At 62.9% G+C, this 17,160-nt stretch carries 16 protein-coding genes; 8 read left to right on the top strand and 8 right to left on the bottom strand.

The genetic code is table 11. From position 1 onward, the window contains the following. Window positions 1-174: 174 nt before the first annotated feature. Both FHS09_RS12040 and FHS09_RS23140 read right to left on the bottom strand, forming a co-directional pair. Window positions 175-1,419 (bottom strand): sterol desaturase family protein, encoded by a 1,245-nt coding sequence (locus FHS09_RS12040; RefSeq protein WP_183460214.1) that lies wholly within the window; start codon window positions 1,417-1,419, stop codon window positions 175-177. Window positions 1,420-1,601: 182 nt separating this feature from the next. Next, window positions 1,602-3,668, bottom strand: coding sequence for a S8 family peptidase (locus FHS09_RS23140; protein ID WP_183460216.1), 2,067 nt, complete (start codon window positions 3,666-3,668; stop codon window positions 1,602-1,604). Window positions 3,669-4,140: 472 nt separating this feature from the next. Here FHS09_RS23140 and FHS09_RS12050 point away from each other — a divergent pair, with 472 nt between their 5' ends. After that, the gene (locus FHS09_RS12050; protein ID WP_183460218.1) at window positions 4,141-4,677 is read left to right on the top strand and encodes a DUF805 domain-containing protein; all 537 of its coding nucleotides are present in this window, start codon (window positions 4,141-4,143) and stop codon (window positions 4,675-4,677) included. Between the two features lie 84 nt (window positions 4,678-4,761). On the opposite strand, the gene FHS09_RS12055 is transcribed toward FHS09_RS12050, so the two are convergent. After that, on the bottom strand, window positions 4,762-5,655 hold the full coding sequence (locus tag FHS09_RS12055) for a YicC/YloC family endoribonuclease (protein ID WP_183460220.1): 894 nt from the start codon (window positions 5,653-5,655) through the stop codon (window positions 4,762-4,764). A 96-nt stretch (window positions 5,656-5,751) separates the two neighbouring features. Between FHS09_RS12055 and rph the strand changes: the two genes are divergently transcribed. Continuing rightward, a complete protein-coding gene (rph, locus tag FHS09_RS12060; RefSeq protein ID WP_183460222.1) occupies window positions 5,752-6,471 on the top strand; it encodes a ribonuclease PH in 720 nt (239 codons plus the stop codon). Window positions 6,472-6,686: 215 nt separating this feature from the next. On the opposite strand, the gene FHS09_RS12065 is transcribed toward rph, so the two are convergent. After that, a complete protein-coding gene (locus FHS09_RS12065; RefSeq protein ID WP_183460224.1) occupies window positions 6,687-7,454 on the bottom strand; it encodes an exodeoxyribonuclease III in 768 nt (255 codons plus the stop codon). Window positions 7,455-7,582: 128 nt separating this feature from the next. On the opposite strand from FHS09_RS12065, the gene pyrE reads away from it, so the two are divergent. Continuing rightward, window positions 7,583-8,251 carry an orotate phosphoribosyltransferase gene (gene pyrE / locus FHS09_RS12070; RefSeq protein ID WP_183460226.1) on the top strand — a complete coding sequence of 223 codons (669 nt, stop codon included), beginning with the start codon at window positions 7,583-7,585 and terminating at the stop codon, window positions 8,249-8,251. A gap of 8 nt (window positions 8,252-8,259) precedes the next feature. Further along, a complete protein-coding gene (locus FHS09_RS12075) occupies window positions 8,260-8,877 on the top strand; it encodes a hypothetical protein (protein ID WP_183460228.1) in 618 nt (205 codons plus the stop codon). A gap of 318 nt (window positions 8,878-9,195) precedes the next feature. Here the strand turns inward: FHS09_RS12075 and slmA are convergent, their stop codons facing one another. The 4 genes from slmA to coaBC all read right to left on the bottom strand — a co-directional run bounded on the left by slmA (window position 9,196) and on the right by coaBC (window position 14,561). Then, window positions 9,196-9,801, bottom strand: coding sequence for a nucleoid occlusion factor SlmA (gene slmA / locus FHS09_RS12080; protein ID WP_183460230.1), 606 nt, complete (start codon window positions 9,799-9,801; stop codon window positions 9,196-9,198). A 144-nt stretch (window positions 9,802-9,945) separates the two neighbouring features. Next, on the bottom strand, window positions 9,946-10,896 hold the full coding sequence (gene argB / locus FHS09_RS12085) for an acetylglutamate kinase (protein WP_183460232.1): 951 nt from the start codon (window positions 10,894-10,896) through the stop codon (window positions 9,946-9,948). A 74-nt stretch (window positions 10,897-10,970) separates the two neighbouring features. Further along, window positions 10,971-13,337, bottom strand: coding sequence for a phosphohexomutase domain-containing protein (locus tag FHS09_RS12090; protein WP_183460234.1), 2,367 nt, complete (start codon window positions 13,335-13,337; stop codon window positions 10,971-10,973). Window positions 13,338-13,349: 12 nt separating this feature from the next. Continuing rightward, window positions 13,350-14,561: a bifunctional phosphopantothenoylcysteine decarboxylase/phosphopantothenate--cysteine ligase CoaBC gene (gene coaBC / locus FHS09_RS12095; protein ID WP_183460236.1), complete on the bottom strand. Its 1,212-nt coding sequence runs from the start codon at window positions 14,559-14,561 to the stop codon at window positions 13,350-13,352. A gap of 82 nt (window positions 14,562-14,643) precedes the next feature. Here coaBC and radC point away from each other — a divergent pair, with 82 nt between their 5' ends. The 4 genes from radC to mutM all read left to right on the top strand — a co-directional run bounded on the left by radC (window position 14,644) and on the right by mutM (window position 17,142). Further along, window positions 14,644-15,318, top strand: coding sequence for a RadC family protein (gene radC, locus FHS09_RS12100; RefSeq protein WP_183460238.1), 675 nt, complete (start codon window positions 14,644-14,646; stop codon window positions 15,316-15,318). Window positions 15,319-15,771: 453 nt separating this feature from the next. Then, window positions 15,772-16,008, top strand: coding sequence for a 50S ribosomal protein L28 (rpmB, locus tag FHS09_RS12105; protein ID WP_183460240.1), 237 nt, complete (start codon window positions 15,772-15,774; stop codon window positions 16,006-16,008). A 35-nt stretch (window positions 16,009-16,043) separates the two neighbouring features. Then, the gene (gene rpmG, locus FHS09_RS12110) at window positions 16,044-16,199 is read left to right on the top strand and encodes a 50S ribosomal protein L33 (RefSeq protein ID WP_183460242.1); all 156 of its coding nucleotides are present in this window, start codon (window positions 16,044-16,046) and stop codon (window positions 16,197-16,199) included. A gap of 127 nt (window positions 16,200-16,326) precedes the next feature. Beyond that, a complete protein-coding gene (gene mutM / locus FHS09_RS12115; protein ID WP_183460244.1) occupies window positions 16,327-17,142 on the top strand; it encodes a bifunctional DNA-formamidopyrimidine glycosylase/DNA-(apurinic or apyrimidinic site) lyase in 816 nt (271 codons plus the stop codon). Window positions 17,143-17,160: the final 18 nt, after the last annotated feature.

Raw genomic sequence — 17,160 nt, forward strand, 5'->3', positions numbered from 1 at the left:
GGCCATTTGATTGGTTGGTAGATAGAAGGCTGAGTCCCGGCCGGGGTTGGGGGGATGTGTTGGGATTTCCAGGTGCGTGGTACTGCATGCGCAACCTGGGCCCCGGCCGGGACCGCCAGCGGAAGTTCAGTTGGCCGCCGCAAAACTGCCGCGGCCGATCCTGGCTTCCTGTCGCTAATCGCTAACCGGGCCGACTGTAGCGCCTTTGCCGGCAAAAGCCAACCGCCACCAGACCAGCCCGCTGGCCGCGGTGTAGGCCGCGAGCGGCGCAAACAGCACTGCGGGCAATAGGGGTGCGGCAGCGGTCAATACGGCCAGCCGCGCCAATTCCCCGTAGCGGGCGAACCGGTGGCCCTCGAGGATGCGGCCGTTGACGACCAGCCCGGCGGCCAGCAGTGCCACACCGACAGCCTGCTCAATATAGCCGAGTTCCCCCGCATACCACAGCAGCGCCAGGGTGGCGGCGGAGTAGCAGAGGTGCTGGGCCAGCGCATAAAGGCGCAGGGGCCGGCGCACTTCCGGGTCGTAGCGCCGGAAATTGTCCAGGTCGCAGGAGGGCACCGGCATCGCCGCCTCCGCATCCGCCGGGCGGTAGCCGGTGCGGCGGAACCAGAGAGTGAGCTTGTCCCGCCAACTTTTGGTGTGCCAGGCGTCCAGGGCCATGCGCTTGTAATGCTGCAGGTTGGCGGCCAGGGGGTCGAAGCTGTTGAGCGGCTTGCGCACCCCGTAGATACAGGGTTCCTTTTCCAACTCCTCCTGGTAGCTGCCGAACAGCCGGTCCCAGACAATCAGCACGCCGCCGTAATTCTTATCCACATAGATTTTGTTCTGCGCGTGGTGCACCCGATGATTTGATGGGGTGACGAAAATCCACTCCATCCACCGTACTTTGGGGAATTTCTGCGTGTGCACCCAGAACTGGTAGATCAGGTCGATGGCGCCGGCAGTGATCAGAAGCTCCGCCGGCAGGCCGATCAGCAGCAGCGGCATATAAAAAATCCAGCCGATGGGCGGACCACCACTGGGCTGGCGCAGTGCGGTGGTGAGGTTGTAGTCCTCGCTCTGGTGGTGCACCAGGTGGTCGGCCCAGAAGAGATTGATCTCGTGGGCCATTCGGTGCTTCCAGTAATAGCAGAAATCGTAGGCCAGCACCGCCAGCAGCAGGTGCCAGCCGTTGTCCAGCGACCAGTTGAAGCCCACCGCCCGGTAGTAGGGCTCCAACAATTCGTACAGCGGGATATAGACCAGCAGCAGTACGCCCTTGCGCAGCAGACCGGTGATACGGCTCAGGATGCCGACGCTGAGGCTGCCGATGGCATCGTTCAATCGGTACAGGCCCCAGCCGCGCCAGCGGTCCAGCGCCAGCTCCACCAGTATTGCGATAAGGAAAAAGGGAATCGCCAGGGTGACCAGGCTCACGGATACCTCTTTTATATTTCTTATGGGGGGATGCGGGGACTGTGCCACAGGGAGCGGGTGCGGGAAACGGCGGCGGGAGACAGATTTCGGAATTCGTTAGAGTTTTTGGGGCGGCGCATAGGGACGAACACAAGGTTTCGCCCCTATGGACAGGGAGGCCCGGTGGCCTCCCTTTGCGGCGATTAAGGGCTCGCCTGCGCGCCCAGGGTTACCCCGGAATAGGCGGAGTAGCCGTGGATGCTGATATACCAGGTGCCCGCGCTCGGGCTGCTGAAACTGCAGCTCTCGCTGTTGCCGTTGCGGAAGGGCCGGCAGTCGTAGCTGCCGGTGGTGGGCTGGGCGCCGTAGCGCACGTACAGGTCGCCGTCACCACTGCCGCCGGACATCTGCACGTCCAGCGAGGACATGCCGGAGGACACATCCAGGGTGAAGTGCTGCCAGGAGCCTTGGTTGCCGGAGAGGTTGGTCTCGGTCCAGCCACTGTCGCCGCCGCTGCTGCTGCCAAAGCTGCCCACCAGGCTCACGCCTGAGAAGCTGCTATAGGCACGCACCATCACGTAGTAGGTGCCGGCCTGCACATTGGAGATGCTGCAGGTCTCACTGTTACCGCTCAGCCAGGGCCGGCAGTCATAGCTGGAGGTGGTCGGCGCCGAGCCGAACTGCACGTACAGGTCCGCGTCGCCGCTGCCACCGGAGATCTGGAACTGCAGGTTGGAGGCGCCGGCGGGCACTTCCAGGGTGTAGTGCAGCTCTTCGCCGGTGCTGGCGGACAGGTTGGCTTCCGCCACGCCGTTTTCCAGCGTGCCGTCGCCCGGATCGGTGCCGCCGCCGCCACCGCCACCGCCAGCCGCTGCCACTGCGGCCGCGGCGTCTACGATGCCGGAACCACACTGGCTGCAAGACGCGGGGAAGCTGCGCGCGGTGCTCACCAGGGTGGACTCCACCTCAGTGGGGGTGATGCTCGGATTTACCGCGTAGAGCAGTGCCGCGGCGCCGGCCACATGGGGGGTGGCCATACTGGTGCCCTGGTAGAAGGCGTAGTTGTCGTTGGCCGGGCCCTGGGTGCCGCTGTTCAGGGTGGACAGCACGCCGTTGCTGAGTGTGGAGGTGTCGCCGCCGGGTGCCGCCACATCCACCACGCTGCCGTAGTTGGAGTAGAAGGCGCGGCCGCCGGATCTGTCCACCGAGGCCACGGTCACCACACCGGAGCAGTTGGCTGGGTTCGAGTTGCTGGCGTTAGTGTTTTCATTGCCCGCAGCCACCACCACGGTGGCACCCAGGTTGCGCGCAGTGTTGATCGCATTCTGGGTGGTGCTGCCGCAGCTGCCTTCGCCGCCCAGGCTCAGGTTCAGCACCTGGGCCGGGTTGGCATTGGCGGGCACGCCGCTGACGGAGCCGCCAGCGCCCCAGATGATCGCATCGGCGATATCCGAGGTGTAGCCGCCGCAGCGGCCCAGCACGCGGATCGGCACTACCTTGGCCTTGTAGGCCACGCCGGCCACGCCGATGCCGTTGTTGGTCGCGGCGGCGATGGTGCCGGCGACGTGGGTGCCGTGCCAGCTGCTGTTTCTGGCCGGGGAGCCCGAGTAGCAGGCGTTGGCCGGGGTCCAGTCGCCCTCATCGCTGGCGTCGCTGTCGCGGCCGTCGCCGTCCCGGGAGATTTCCGAATCGGAGATCATGTCGTAGCCCGGCAGCAGGTTGTCCACCAGGTCTGCGTGGGGGCGGTAGCCGGTGTCGATGACCCCGACCACCACACCCTCACCCTGGGTGGTGTCCCAGGCGCTCGGCAGGTTCAGGCCGGCGGTGGATTCGAAGTAGTGCCACTGCTCGTTGTAGCGGGGATCGCTGGGGATGGCCATGGGCTGCAGCAGCAGGTCGGGTTCCACGTATTCCACGTTGGGGTCCTGCTGCAGGCGGCTGATGATTTCCGCCAGTTCCGTCTTTCCCTTGCGGCCGTTGAAACGCATCAGCTGGGCGCCGGTAGCCAGGCGCCGCATGTGCTTCAGCTCGGTGCCGGCCAGATGTGAGGCGTTTTCCAGTGCCGCGCGGGACATGCTGGAGGCGATGCCCATCTGCGAGGAGTTCTTGTACTTGACGATAATACGGTCGGTGACTGCCGCCGTATTGGAGGGGACCGCCGAGGGCCCGCTGTGTTCCACCGCAGTGGCTGCGAGAGGCGCACCGGCCAGCAGTGCGGCCGCACCGGCCATTGCCGATTTCCGCAGGATGTTTTTAAAAGGTACTTTCATTGTTGCTCAATGCTCCATGGTTATTCTTATCGGTCGCGTCCGCTTTTTTGTTCAGGCACGCCGTTTGACTCTTCTCTAGTGCTGTATGGATTTTTTTGTCTGTCCCTCCTTTTTGACTGGGTGAATGGATCGAGTGAAATTTATTTGCACCGATTTAGTGCGAATGGGTGATTTTTCGGGAGAAAGAAGTGCAACACGCCAATCAACTTTGTCCTAATGTTTACCTATAACGGAAAGATACTTCCTTACCTCATGGAAAAATAAAGACAAATATCGAGGTTCTGAGCAAAAAATGGATTTTTTACAGGATAGGCGGATATGTCCGGATAATACTGAGAAATAGATCTCAGTCACTTTGCCAAAGAGGAGGCGTCTTGTTGCTGATTGAGGAGCGGTTGAGATAATCCGGGTCGACAGCCGGGGGATAAACCCGGCTGTTTTTTGAGGAAATAACAAAAACACGGGAAATTTCATGTCCACAGTGGCCAACCCCTACGCTTCGCCGGAGACCGCAGACCTGGTTCAGGAGAAGGATATACAGCCGGCAGAGCCGAAGATCTTTTCCTTCTCCGGCCGCCTGGGTCGTCTGCGTCTGGTGACCTATTTACTGGTCTCTTCTTTTATCTTTATGGTGGCCTGCTCGCTGGCAGTGGCCGTGTTCACACCTGTCAGCGCATGGCTGGGAGCCCTGGCGTACGTTGTCCTGCTGCTGGTCAGCATGGTTTACGGGTTTTCCCTGTATGTACGCCGCCTGCACGATCTGGGGCACTCGGGGATCTGGCTGCTGCTGTTTGTTTTGCCGTTGGTCAATCTGGGGCTTCTGATCTACCTGCTTTTCTTCCCCGGCAAGGAGGGGACCAACGAATATGGACCCAGGACGATCCCCAATTCATCGGGTGTGATCGTCGGCTTTATTCTCAGTATTTTTTTCGGCATTGCGTCTATCGGCATCATTGCCGCGATCGCAATACCCGCATATCAGAATTACGTCGAGCGGGCACAGATGTAGATCCAGCAATGCTGTGCCGAAGCAAAAAAGCCGCTCTGGTGAGCGGCTTTTTTGTTGGTATGGAGGGGTGAAGGGTGGAGAGCGCTATTCGATATTTTGCACCTGCTCGCGCATCTGTTCGATCAGCACCTTCAGTTCCACCGCCGCCTGGGTGGTATCGGTCACTGCGGATTTGGATGAGAGGGTATTCGCCTCCCGGTTGAATTCCTGCATCAGGAAATCCAGCCGCCGGCCGATGGGGCCGCCGCCTTTCAGTACGCGTCGGGTCTCTGCCACGTGGGCGTCCAGGCGGTCCAGCTCCTCATCCACGTCGGCCTTCTGGGCGAGAAATACCATTTCCTGCTCCAGCCGGTCCCGGTCCAGTTCTGCGAGCAGCTCTTCGAGCCGCCCGCGCAGTTTTTCCCGCTGTGCCTGCAGGATTTGCGGCAACAGTTCGCGAACCCGCGCGACCTGTTCCTCGACCCGCTGCAATCGGGTTTCGATAAATTTGCGCAGCTCCGCGCCCTCCCGCTCGCGGTTGGCGTTGAGCTGGCACAGGGCCTCGTCGAAAGCCGCGAGGATCGCCTGTGCCTGCTGTTCAGCATCCGTCTGCAGTTCTGCGATAGCGCCGGGCCACTGCAGCAGTTCCAGGGGATTGAGCGGCGCGGTGTTGGGCAGCTCCGCGGCCACGGAATCTGCGGCTTGCGCCAGTGCGCGGATCAGTTCGCGATTGACTTCCAGGCTGGCGCTCTCGCTGCCGGTGGCTTTGAGGCTGAGGGTCAGCTCCACCTTGCCCCGCGCGAGCTGCTTGCGCAGCTTCTCGCGCAGCTGGGATTCCAGCGGGCGCGCGGTTTCCGGCTGGCGGAACAGCGGCTCCAGGTAACGGTGGTTGACGGAGCGCAGTTCCCAGGTGGCGGTGCCGGTAGCGTATGGGGCCTCGGCGCGGCCGAAGGCGGTCATGCTGCGCACACAGTCGTTGTGAACCTTATTGCTGGCCATAAGTCTCTCCGCGAAGTGGCCGGGAATCATAGCACAGCCGCCGCGGGCGGCCCGGGCAGGTATAATGTCGCGTTTTGAACCGACCCGAGGTGAATCATGCAGCGTCCCAGCGGCCGCGCGCCCGAACAGTTGCGCCCCGTGCGCATTACCCGCCACTACACCCGTTACGCGGAGGGCTCCGTACTGGTGGAGTTCGGCGATACCAAAGTGCTGTGCAACGCCTCGGTGGCCGCCGAGGTGCCGCGCTTCCTGCGCGGTCAGGGCAGCGGCTGGATCACCGCCGAGTACGGCATGCTGCCCCGCTCCACCGGCTCGCGCATGGGGCGGGAGGCGGCGCGCGGCAAACAGGGCGGGCGCACGGTGGAGATCCAGCGGCTCATCGGCCGCTCGCTGCGCGCGGCGGTGGACCTGAAACTACTGGGTGAAAACCAGATCACCCTGGACTGCGACGTGATCCAGGCGGACGGCGGCACCCGCACCGCGGCGATCACCGGCGCCTGTGTGGCGCTGGTGGACGCACTGCGCCATATGCAGCGGGAGAAAATCATCGATACCGATCCGCTGGTCAATCTCGTCGCGGCGGTCTCCGTGGGTATCTATGAGGGCGAGGCGGTGCTGGACCTGGACTACCCGGAGGACAGCCGCGCGGACACCGATATGAACCTGGTGATGGCAGAAGACGGCGGCATGATCGAGGTGCAGGGCACTGCCGAGGGGGCGCCCTTTACCGAGGCCCAGTTCTCGCGCATGTTGGCGCTGGGGAAGGCGGGGATCGGCGAACTGACTGCGCTGCAGAAGAAGGCGCTGGCAGAATAATGCGGACAAATCTGTCGGGAACGGATTTGCACAGCCGAAGGCTGCTCGCGAAGCGAGTGGAGCACAGGGATGTGCTCCATAAATGCGGAATGCGGAATGCGGAAAGGCTTCTCTGTGCTCCAAGGCTTTCGCTGTCAACCGTCAGCCCGCGCGCGGCCTATGGCCGTCCCGGCGGCAATCAGCTAGATCGCGTATTCCGCATTCATCATTCCGCATTAAACTTCAAGGTCGTAATCCATAATCACCGGGAGGTGGCTGGAGAAGTCCACGTTCTTGTTGATGGCGCCGTACTCGATGCGGTTTTTCAGGGTCTGGGACACTATCTGCATGTCCATCCGCCAGCCGTCCCCCTCGCCCACCCTGCCGCTGGGCCACCAGGTGAACTCGTCGGCATCTTTGACAACCCTGCGAAAGGCATCCACATAGCCGATGTCGTTGAACAACTGGTCCAGCCAGCGTTGTTCGTGGCGCATAAAGCCGGGGGTGTCCTGGTAGTCCTGCCAGTTCTGCACGTCGGCCCGGCGGTGGGCCATGCCCCAGTTGCCGCAGAATATAAAGTCGCGGCGCTTGCGGCTGATCTTCACCAGGTGCGCCTGCATGTCGTCGAAAAACTGCACCTTCTTCTCCAGCGATGCCTCGTCCCTGGCTGCCGGCGCCAGCAGTGAGCCCACGCTCAGGCGCTCGAAATCCGCCTGCAGATAGCGGCCGTACATATCTTCGCCGTTGGAGAAACCCATGCCGTAGATCAGCGCCTTGGGCTGGTAGCGGGTATAGATGGCGACGCCGTTCTCGTGGGGATTGCCGGAATCGAAGAAGTAGCTGTAATAGCCGTCGGGATGGAAGATCGGGTGGTCCAGTTCCGGCTCCAGCGAGCGCAGGTCCTGCAGGCAGACGATATCCGCGTCCTGATCCGCCAGCCAGTCGTAAAGACCGCGCTGCGCCGCCTGGTGCACTCCGTCTACCGACAGACTCACTATTCGCATTATTAGCCCCTTACCAGCGGACTGTGTATGATTACCCGCATTGTCACTAGCATTATTCGACTGTCATTCTCCGACAGGCATCTGTGGAGAAGTCTCCCTTCACCTTAGCCAATAGTTAATAAATTTCCATGCAGCAGTATCAGCGCGATTTTATCCAACTGGCCCTGGATCACCAGGTGCTGTGTTTTGGCGATTACACACTGAAATCCGGCCGCCGCAGCCCCTATTTTTTCAATGCCGGCCGATTCCACACCGGCGCCGCGCTGGCGGCACTGGGGCGGGCCTATGCCGAGGCGATTTTGACCTCGGGAGTGGAGTTCGATGTCATCTTCGGGCCGGCCTACAAGGGCATACCGCTGGGAGCGGTGACCGCCGTGGCGCTGGCAGAGAAAGGCGTGGACAAGCCCTTCTGCTACAACCGCAAAGAGGCCAAGGATCACGGCGAAGGCGGAACCTTAGTGGGTGCGCCGCCCGTTGGCAAGGTTTTGATCATTGATGACGTGATTACCGCGGGTACCGCAGTGCGCGAGGTCATGCAAATCATCGCCGCGCAGGGGGCGGAGCCCGCCGGCGTGGTGATCGGCCTGAACCGGCAGGAAAAGGCCGGCGAGGACTGTGAACTGTCCGCTATCCAGCAGGTGGAGCAGCAGTACAATATCCCGGTGATCAGCATTGTGCAGCTGGATCACATCGTCCGTTACCTGCAGGAGGAGTCGCAAGACAGCGAGACCTTGCAGAAGATAGTGGACTATCGGCGGCGCTACGGCGTCTCCGGCAAACCCGACCAACCCATGTGAGAAGAGCGATGAAAATCGCCCCCCTGTTCCCGGCCGCCGTCCTCGCGCTCTCCGTCGCCTGGGCCCCCGTATGGGCACAACCCGGAAAAAAGGGGGATTTCGAGTTCAGTGGCAAGGTGCTCTACCGTTATAAGGATGAGCAGGGTGTCCAGGTGTTGGACGACCTGGTGCCGCCCCGCTATGTAGCCGATGGCTACGAAGTGCTCAGTCTCTCCGGGCGCGTGCTCAAAGTGGTGCCGCCGCAACTCAGCGGCGAGGAGCTGGCGGAACAGCAGCGCCGCAAGGCGCAGCGGGAAGAGGACCTCAAACTACTCAAGCGCTACAACAGCGTGGCGGATATCGAGAGCGCGCGCTCGCGCAAACTGGCGGTGGTGAATCAGGATATGGCGATCATGCGCTCCAATATCACCAGCCTTCACCGGCAGGTAGAGCAGGAAGAAACCGCCGCCGCACGCACTCAGCGCAACGGCCGCGAAGTGCCGCCGGAGCTGCTGGCGCGCATCGCCGACCTGAAAAAGGAAATCGGGGTGCTGAAGGAGCGCCTGAGCCGGCGCGAAGCCGAGGCGGAGCGACTCAACAAGGAGTTTGATCACGCCGCCAGGCGCTACGCGGAAATCGCCCCGTAGGGTGCGCCGTGCGCACCGTTGCTCGGGCGGTGCGCGCGGCGCACCTTACACTCGACTACTCTTAGAGCCCGTTTGGACTCTCGTGCGAAACTCTCCAGGGCCGGGTGGGGTGCCGCTTTCCGGGACCGGATGACTCGCGCCATCCCTGGCGTTCGCCCTGCGGGCGCCTTCGGCGTCCAAATCTGCTCCGGCAGATTTGTGAGGCAGGGATGCCGATTACGAGCGTACAAGGACGTGGACGTATTAAAGGGGGGCGCCCAGCCCGTGTCCCGGAAAGCGGTACCCCACCCGGCCCCGCACTGAGGTCGAATTTTCCTCTTACTGCGCCAGTGCCGTCTCGCGAAAGAATCCCGCCATCAATACCGGCCACTGCTCTGCCCAGTACTCGGTGGGCTTGCGCTTGAAGCCGCTGCGCACGTACTGCACGATGCGCCCTTCGGCGCTGGCCAACAGCAGGTTGGCGGCGCCGCCGAGGGGAATTGCCGGGCGCAGCTGCTCGCGCAGCTCCGCCTCACGCAGGATCTGTTTCAACTGCGTTTCCAGACGGTCGAAGAATTGCAGAATGCGGCCGTGCAGCCGTTCAGTCTCGCCGGTGAGAGCATCCCCGGTGAGCAGCCGGGTGATGCCCGGATTGCGCTCGCAGAAGGCCAGCAGCAGGTGCAGGATTTTCTGGCAGCGCGCCAGGGCGGAGGGCTCCTCCTGCAGGATCAGGGACACGCGGCTGAAAACGGTGTCCTCGATAAACTCAATCAGGCCCTCGAACATCTTGGACTTGCTGGGAAAGTGGCGGTACAGCGCCGCCTCGGAAAAGCCCACTTCCTTGGCCAGGGCCGCGGTGGTAATGCGGGCGCCGGGACTGGCCTCCAGCATGTGCGCCAGGGCCTGCAGTATCTGTTGGCGCCGGTTGATTTTTTCGCTGCTCATTGACTGCCTTGTTGTTATGCCTTTGAGAGTAAGCGCCTGTCTGGAATCTCTCTCTCTCGGCCCGGAGAGTTGTGTATAAAATTCCAAACAGGCCCTAAGCGGGAGCCGCCGCCGGCTCTGCCGGCTGGGAGAGGCGCGGGAATCCTAGCGATTTGTCTCGCGCGCTTCAATGTTATCCGGCAATTGGTGCGATTGTGCGCCGTTGTTGGTGATCAGGGTACCCACGCCGATATCGGTGAAAATTTCCAGCAGCACCGCGTGGGGTACGCGGCCGTCGATGATATGCGCGGAAGTTACCCCGGATTTCACCGCGTCGAGGGCGCAGGCGATCTTGGGCAGCATACCGCCATAGATGGTGCCGTCGGCGATCAGCCCGTCCACCTGCAGGGTGCTGAGGCCGGTGAGCACTTCGCCTTCCTTGTTCTGCAGGCCCGCTACATTGGTGAGCAGCATCAGTTTTTCTGCGCGCAGGTATTCGGCGATCTTGCCGGCCACCAGATCCGCGTTGATATTGTAGGAAGCGCCGTCCTCACCCACGCCGATAGGGGCGATCACCGGTATAAAGTCGCTGTGGATGAGCATGTCGATGACATCGGTGTTGATGCTCTCCACTTCGCCCACATGGCCGATATCGATAATTTCCGAGGCGTGCAGGCCCGCGGCGGCGTTTTCCCGCTGCAGTTTCCTGGCGCGAATCAGCAGTCCGTCCTTGCCGGTAACACCCACGGCGCGGCCGCCGTTCTTGTTGATCAGGTTGACGATCTGTTTGTTCACCGTGCCCCCGAGGACCATTTCCACCACGTCCATGGTCTCGCTGTCGGTGACCCGCATGCCGTCCACGAAGCGGGATTCGATGCTGAGTTTGTCCAGCAGCTCACCGATCTGTGGCCCGCCGCCGTGCACCACCACCGGGTTCATGCCCACCAGTTTCATCAGGATAATGTCGCGGGCAAAGCTGTTCTGCAGCTTTTCATCCACCATGGCGTTACCGCCGAATTTCACCACTATCGTCTTGCCGGTGAAGCGTTGGATATAGGGCAGCGCCTCGTTCAGTACCTGGGCGACGCGTAGGGCGGATTTCTGATCCAATGACATAAAGGGAAAGTTCCTGTTCGTAGGGTGCGCCGTGCGCACCGAAAGTGTTCCGGGGGTTCTCGGTGCGCACGGCGCTACACCAGCTGCCAGTCCGGTACCGTCAGCTTGGGATCGATTTTTTTCAATTGTGTCATCACCTGTTTGCGGATGCGCTCCAGCGCTTCCTCGGTTTCCGCCTCGAAACGCAGGGTAAGGGCGGCGCCGGTGTTGGAGGCGCGCACCAGGCCCCAGCCGTCGGCGTACTCGATGCGCAGGCCGTCGATGGTGTTGATATCCGCCGCGTCGAACTCGCCGGTGTTTTTCAGCTGCTCGATCAAAGCGAATTTCTCGCCCTCCTCCACCGGCAAAAGAATTTCCGGGGTACTTACCAGCTGTGGCAGCGAATCGAGCAAGTCGTCCAGGCTCTGCTCGCGCAGCGCCATGATTTCCAGTATGCGCGCGGCGGCGTAGATGCCGTCGTCGAAGCCGAACCATCGGTCCTTGATAAAAATATGCCCGGACAGTTCGCCGCCCAGCAGCGCACCGGTTTCCTGCATTTTGGTTTTCATGGGGGCGTGGCCGGTCTTCCACATGATCGGGCGGCCGCCGTACTGGTTCACCAACTGGCCGACGGCGCGGCTGCTTTTTACGTCGAACACCACATCTGCGCCGGGGTTGCGCGCGAGCACGTCCCGGGCCAGCAGCATCACCAGCTGATCCGCCCAGGCGATGCGCCCGGAGGCGGAGACCAGGGTCACCCGGTCGCCGTCGCCGTCCAGGGCCACACCCAGGTCTGCGCCGGTCTCGGTTACCTTTTCGATCAGAGCCTGAAGGTTTTCCGGCCGCGAAGGGTCCGGCGGATGGTTGGGAAAATCCCCGTCGATTTCACAAAACAGCGGAGTGACCGCGCAGCCCAGCTGTTCGAACAACCTGGGCGCCAACAGGGATGTGGAGCCGTTGCCGGCGTCCACCACCAGGTGCGGTTGTCCCGCCAGCGCCACGTCGTTGTAGATCTGCTCGATGTAGCTCTCGCGCACATCCTGTTGACGGTTGCTGCCCTGCCCGCTTTTGAACGGACCCTTTTGCATCAGTTGGCGCAGTCCCGAGAGCTTGTCCTCGGCCAGTGGACGCCCGCGCAACAGGATCTTGAAGCCGTTGTACTCCGCCGGGTTGTGGCTGGCGGTCACCATTACTCCGCTGCTGGTGTTTTTACCGCGGACGCAGGCGTAGTAGAGCAGCGGCGAGGGCACCAGGCCCAGGTCGACGCTGTTGCAGCCGCTGTCGAGGATTCCCTCGATCAGGCAGCTGCTCAGCAGTTCGCTGCTGTTGCGGCCGTCGCGCCCCACCAGCAGGATTTTCTCGCCCACGTGCTGGGCCAGGGTGCCCAGAGCGCGCCCCAATTGGTAGGCGAAGGGTTCGTTGATTTCCGAGCCGGCTACGCCGCGGATATCGTAGGCGCGGAACACGTGGCGGGGGAAGTCGGTGCCCAGGGGCGGCTGGGATTTCGCCGGGGCTTCTTCCACAACTTCTTCGCGCACGCTGGGCGCGGCGGCACGCGTGGGAACGGGCTCCCGCGGTTCCGGCGGCGACTGGAACTGCTCGGCTTCCGGCTCCGCGTCGTCGGGTTTCCCCCCGCCCCTGTGCTGTTTCATTTTATTGTTGATGCGTTCCCAGGGTGCGGGGGCATTGCGGGGCAGGAAGCGCAGCAATAACAACAAGGAAACCAGCAGCCCGAACGCGGCGGCGATATAGCACCAGTGCGCGCCGAGACCATGGCGCTGGGCAAAGGATGCGGAGGGTTGGAACTGCACAATCAGGTAGCTGCCGCCGACCGGTGCGCTGGTGCTGCCGCTGTTGCCCTGCCCCGCCCGCCACAGTGTCTGCGGTGTGCCGTCGGGAAATTTCTGGACCAGGACAATGGCGCCGTTGCCGCTGTCGAATTTCTGCAGGATTTTTTCGATGACGGAAAAAGGCTGGGTGATCAGCAGCAGTCCGCCCTCTTCGGCAACGGCGCTGTGCAACTGCCAGCTGTCGCCGGCGCCGGTGCGCAGAAATTCCGCCGGCTGCGGGCCTTCCGTCTGGCTACGTTTGAGCAAGTCCACCAGAGCGAAATTGAGGGGAGGATTATCTCCCGCGCCGACGCGTATCCCGCCATCGGCAAAAAACTGCGCGGAGGCCTGCGGCGGCAGGAAATCGCCCTTCTGCAGTTCGACTGGGGTGTGGCCGCCTTTGCCTATGCTTTCCAGCTGCCGGGCACGCCCGTCGAAATAGCGGCTCAGTTCGGCGGCATACTTCTCTCCCTGCCGCTGAGCGGCCTCCTCGGCCTGCGCGGCGTTGCGCGGGGAGATGATGTTGCGTTCGACGATATAGGCACCGCCCAGCCAGACCGCGGCGGCCAGCAGGGCCGGCAACAGCAGGCCGCTGTGAATCAGGGGTTGACGATTCTGTTTGCGGGAAGACACGAAAGATTCCAATTATTGTGCAAATGCTCGGGCGGCTATGATTTCGATCAACCGCTCGGCCAGTTCCGTTTTCAATGCCGGTGGCAGGGTCTCGCTGCCGGTGCTGTCGATCACGGTAACGGCGTTGCGGTCGCTGTCAAAGCCGCCGTCCTCCGTGCTCACATCGTTGGCGATAATCAGGTCGAGTTTCTTGCGCACCAGCTTGCCCCGGGCATGCTCCAGTACCTTTTCCGTCTCCGCGGCGAAGCCGACGGTAAAGGGGCGCCGGCTGCTGCGCGCGGCGATACCGGCGACGATATCCGGGTTCTTGACCAGCGCCACGACGTCTTCCTCGCTGTCGTCCTGCTTCTTTATTTTCTGCTCCGCCACCGTGGCGGGGCGAAAATCCGCCACCGCGGCGGCGGCGATAAACAGGTCGCACAGGTCCGCGGCGCGCTCGGCGGCATCGCGCATCTCCCGGCTGTCGACTACGTCGATACGCTTGACTCCCGGCGGTGTGGCCAGGGACACCGGCCCGGCGATCAGGGTGACCTCGGCACCGGCGCGGCGCGCAGCGGCCGCCAGGGCGAAACCCATTTTGCCGGAGCTGTGATTGCTGAGGAAGCGCACCGGGTCCAGCGCCTCGCGGGTGGGGCCGGCAGTGATCACCACCGTTTTGCCCGTCAGCGATGGGTTCGCTGCCATCAGGGTCTCCACCTCCGTCACCAGGGCGTCCGGTTCCAGCATGCGACCCGGTCCCACGTCCCCACAGGCCTGGCTGCCCGCCGCCGGTCCCCAGATGCGGGTGTTGCGGTTCAACAGGGTTTGCCTGTTGGCGGCGGTGGCCGGGTGGCGCCACATGGCCTGATTCATTGCCGGCGCCAGCGCCAGTTCCGCCTCACTCGCCAGGCACAGGGTGGTGAGCAGGTCGTCCGCCATGCCCGCGGCCAGTTTGGCCATCAGGTTGGCGCTGGCCGGGGCGATCAGGATCAGTTGGGCCCACTTGGCCAGTTCGATATGTCCCATGGCCGCCTCCGCCGCCAGGTCCAGCAGGTCGGTGTGCACCGGCTCGCCGGAGAGGGCCTGGAAGGTAAGCGGCTTTACAAACTCCTGTGCGCCGGCGGTCATCACCACCCGCACCCGGGCACCGCGCTCCTTCAGGCGGCGCACCAGGTCGGCGCTCTTGTAGGCGGCAATGCCGCCGGTGACGCCCAGCAGTATGTGTTTGTCGGCCAGGGAGGACATAGGCGCGGTTTCCAAAATCGGGAGAGCGGGTAAGATTAGCATTTCTGTGCCCCGCGAATAAGGATAAACAGGGAGGGAGACCATGGCGATCACGGACTGGCCGGCGGCGGAGCGGCCGCGGGAGAAATTATTGGAGCGGGGGCCGGAGGCACTCTCGGATGCGGAGTTGCTGGCGATTTTCCTGCGCACGGGGGTTCCCGGGCTCTCGGCGGTGGACCTGGCCCGCCAACTGCTGGTGGATTTCGGCGGCCTGCGCCCGCTGCTGGAGGCGGACAAGCGGGAGTTCTGCCGCGGCAAAGGCCTGGGCGACGCCAAGTATGTGCAACTGCAGGCGGTGCTGGAGATGGCCCGCCGCCACCTGGCGGAATCCCTGCAGCGCACCGATGCCCTGTGTAGCCCCGACGCCGTGCGCAACTACCTGACCGCGCAGCTGCGCCACCGCCGGCGCGAAGTATTCTGCTGCCTCTACCTGGACAGCCAGCACCGGGTCATCGCCTTCGAGGAGCTGTTCGAAGGCACCCTCAACGCCGCCAGCGTCTACCCGCGGGAAGTAGTGCAGGCGGCGCTGCACAAGGGCGCGGCGGCAGTGATCCTGGCCCACAACCACCCCTCCGGGGTGAGTGAGCCCAGCCAGGCGGATATCTGGATCACCGAGCGGTTGAGCCAGGCGCTGGAGCTGGTGGACATCAAGGTGCTGGACCATATGATCGTGGGAGAAGGGGCGGCGCTGTCTTTTGCCGAGCAGGGGTTGCTTTAGAGCCTGTTTGGAGTCTTCATATCGTCCCCGTTCCGTGCGGGGCCGGTATGGGTGCCTCTTTCCGGGACGCGCTGTAAATACATCCCTGTACGCTCGTAATCAGCATCCATGCCTCATACGGTCCCGGAAAGAGGCACCCATGCCGGCCAGGCGAGTTTTGCGCGAGACTCCAAACAGGCTCTGAATGCGGTGCCTGGCGCTGTGCTCTCTGTAGGAGCCTGCTTGCGCAGGCGAAAAGGGCGGAACTCCGTAGCTGTTCGCTTGCGGGCAAGCCCCCACAGGCCGATTCTGTTGTTCAGAACTTGCCCCCGAGGGGCTCTTCTGGTATAAAACGCCGCTCTTTTGCGGCCGGGCCAGATTCTATACAGATACCGCGTCCGCCCAGGAACCGGATTAATCAGTCCCCGCACCGCTCCGTCACAGCGGGCTCGAGAGTTTTGAAGAGGCCATCAGATGTCCAAGGTATGTCAGGTCACCGGTAAGCGCCCGGTCACCGGTAACAATGTATCCCACGCTAAAAACCGCACCAAGCGCCGCTTTGTGCCCAACCTGCACAGCCACCGTTTCTGGGTCGAATCCGAGAAGCGCTTCGTGAAGCTGCGGGTATCCGCCAAAGGAATGCGCGTGATCGATAAGAAAGGTATCGACACCGTGCTGAGCGAGCTGCGCGCCCGCGGCGAAAAATTTTAACGGCGGCAGTCCGCTAAGAGATCGGAGACAGAACAATGCGTGAGAAAATTCGCCTGAATTCCAGCGCCGGCACCGGCCACTTTTACACTACTGACAAAAACAAGCGCAACATGCCGGAAAAAATGGAGATCAAGAAATACGATCCCGTTGTCCGCAAGCATGTGATGTACAAGGAAGGCAAGATCAAGTAACGATTGTGCCTGTAGCAGGATGGAAAAAGCCCGGAGTTTCCGGGCTTTTTTGTGTGTGCCGGGAGCGCCGAGCTCCAGCTCGGCTCGCGGGCCGGAGGCCCGCCCTACCCAACAAGCCCAAAGCAAAATGCCCGAACTACCCGAGGTAGAAACCACCCGCCGCGGTCTGGCCCCCCACCTGGAGGGCCACAGGGTCCGCTCGGCCAGGGTGCGCCAGCATCGCCTGCGCTGGCCGGTGGACAAGGGGTTCGCGAGGCGCATCTCCGGTGCAAAGATCCTGCGTCTGGAGCGTCGCGCCAAGTATCTGCTGATGCACACGGACCGGGGCTGCGCCATCTGGCACCTGGGCATGTCCGGCAGCCTGCGCCTCGTAGGTCCGGAGTGTGCGGCGGAAAAACACGACCACATCGACTGGCAGCTGGATAGCGGCCTGGTCCTGCGCTACCGCGATCCCCGCCGCTTCGGCGCGCTGCTGTGGACCGGTGGAGAGCCCGCGGAACACGAACTGCTCGCCCACCTGGGCCCGGAACCGCTGTCCGGTGACTTTCACGGCGACTACCTGTTTTCCGCCTCCCGCGGCCGCCGCCAGGCGGTCAAGGCGCTGATCATGGACGGGCGCATCGTCGTGGGAGTGGGCAACATCTACGCCAGCGAGGCATTGTTTCTCGCCGGTATCCGCCCGGACAAGGCCGCCGGTTCCATTTCCCGCGCCCGCTACCTGCGCCTGGCCGAGGCCATCAAGGAAGTGCTGGCGCGCGCTATCGAACAGGGCGGCACCACCCTGCGCGACTTTATCGGCGGCGACGGCCAGCCCGGCTACTTCGCCCAGCAGCTCAACGTCTACGGCCGTGCCGGCCAGCCCTGCCCCGGCTGCGGCCGCGCGATCCGCGACCTGATCCTGGCCCAGCGCAACACCTTCTTCTGCAGTCGCTGCCAGCGCTGAAAGTTTCTCTATACTTCG

Origin of the sequence: Microbulbifer rhizosphaerae (genome assembly GCF_014191725.1) — a bacterium.
Lineage (GTDB): Bacteria > Pseudomonadota > Gammaproteobacteria > Pseudomonadales > Cellvibrionaceae > Microbulbifer > Microbulbifer rhizosphaerae.

Excerpts from the sequence above, each read along its gene's own strand:
- argB (WP_183460232.1), bottom strand. The coding sequence starts at position 10,896 with ATGTCATTGGATCAGAAATCCGCCCTACGCGTCGCCCAGGTACTGAAC.
- rpmB (WP_183460240.1), top strand. The coding sequence starts at position 15,772 with ATGTCCAAGGTATGTCAGGTCACCGGTAAGCGCCCGGTCACCGGTAAC.
- rpmG (WP_183460242.1), top strand. The coding sequence starts at position 16,044 with ATGCGTGAGAAAATTCGCCTGAATTCCAGCGCCGGCACCGGCCACTTT.
- coaBC (WP_183460236.1), bottom strand. The coding sequence starts at position 14,561 with ATGTCCTCCCTGGCCGACAAACACATACTGCTGGGCGTCACCGGCGGC.
- FHS09_RS12075 (WP_183460228.1), top strand. The coding sequence starts at position 8,260 with ATGAAAATCGCCCCCCTGTTCCCGGCCGCCGTCCTCGCGCTCTCCGTC.
- mutM (WP_183460244.1), top strand. The coding sequence starts at position 16,327 with ATGCCCGAACTACCCGAGGTAGAAACCACCCGCCGCGGTCTGGCCCCC.
- FHS09_RS23140 (WP_183460216.1), bottom strand. The coding sequence starts at position 3,668 with ATGAAAGTACCTTTTAAAAACATCCTGCGGAAATCGGCAATGGCCGGT.
- FHS09_RS12065 (WP_183460224.1), bottom strand. The coding sequence starts at position 7,454 with ATGCGAATAGTGAGTCTGTCGGTAGACGGAGTGCACCAGGCGGCGCAG.
- slmA (WP_183460230.1), bottom strand. The coding sequence starts at position 9,801 with ATGAGCAGCGAAAAAATCAACCGGCGCCAACAGATACTGCAGGCCCTG.
- FHS09_RS12055 (WP_183460220.1), bottom strand. The coding sequence starts at position 5,655 with ATGGCCAGCAATAAGGTTCACAACGACTGTGTGCGCAGCATGACCGCC.
- rph (WP_183460222.1), top strand. The coding sequence starts at position 5,752 with ATGCAGCGTCCCAGCGGCCGCGCGCCCGAACAGTTGCGCCCCGTGCGC.
- radC (WP_183460238.1), top strand. The coding sequence starts at position 14,644 with ATGGCGATCACGGACTGGCCGGCGGCGGAGCGGCCGCGGGAGAAATTA.
- pyrE (WP_183460226.1), top strand. The coding sequence starts at position 7,583 with ATGCAGCAGTATCAGCGCGATTTTATCCAACTGGCCCTGGATCACCAG.
- FHS09_RS12050 (WP_183460218.1), top strand. The coding sequence starts at position 4,141 with ATGTCCACAGTGGCCAACCCCTACGCTTCGCCGGAGACCGCAGACCTG.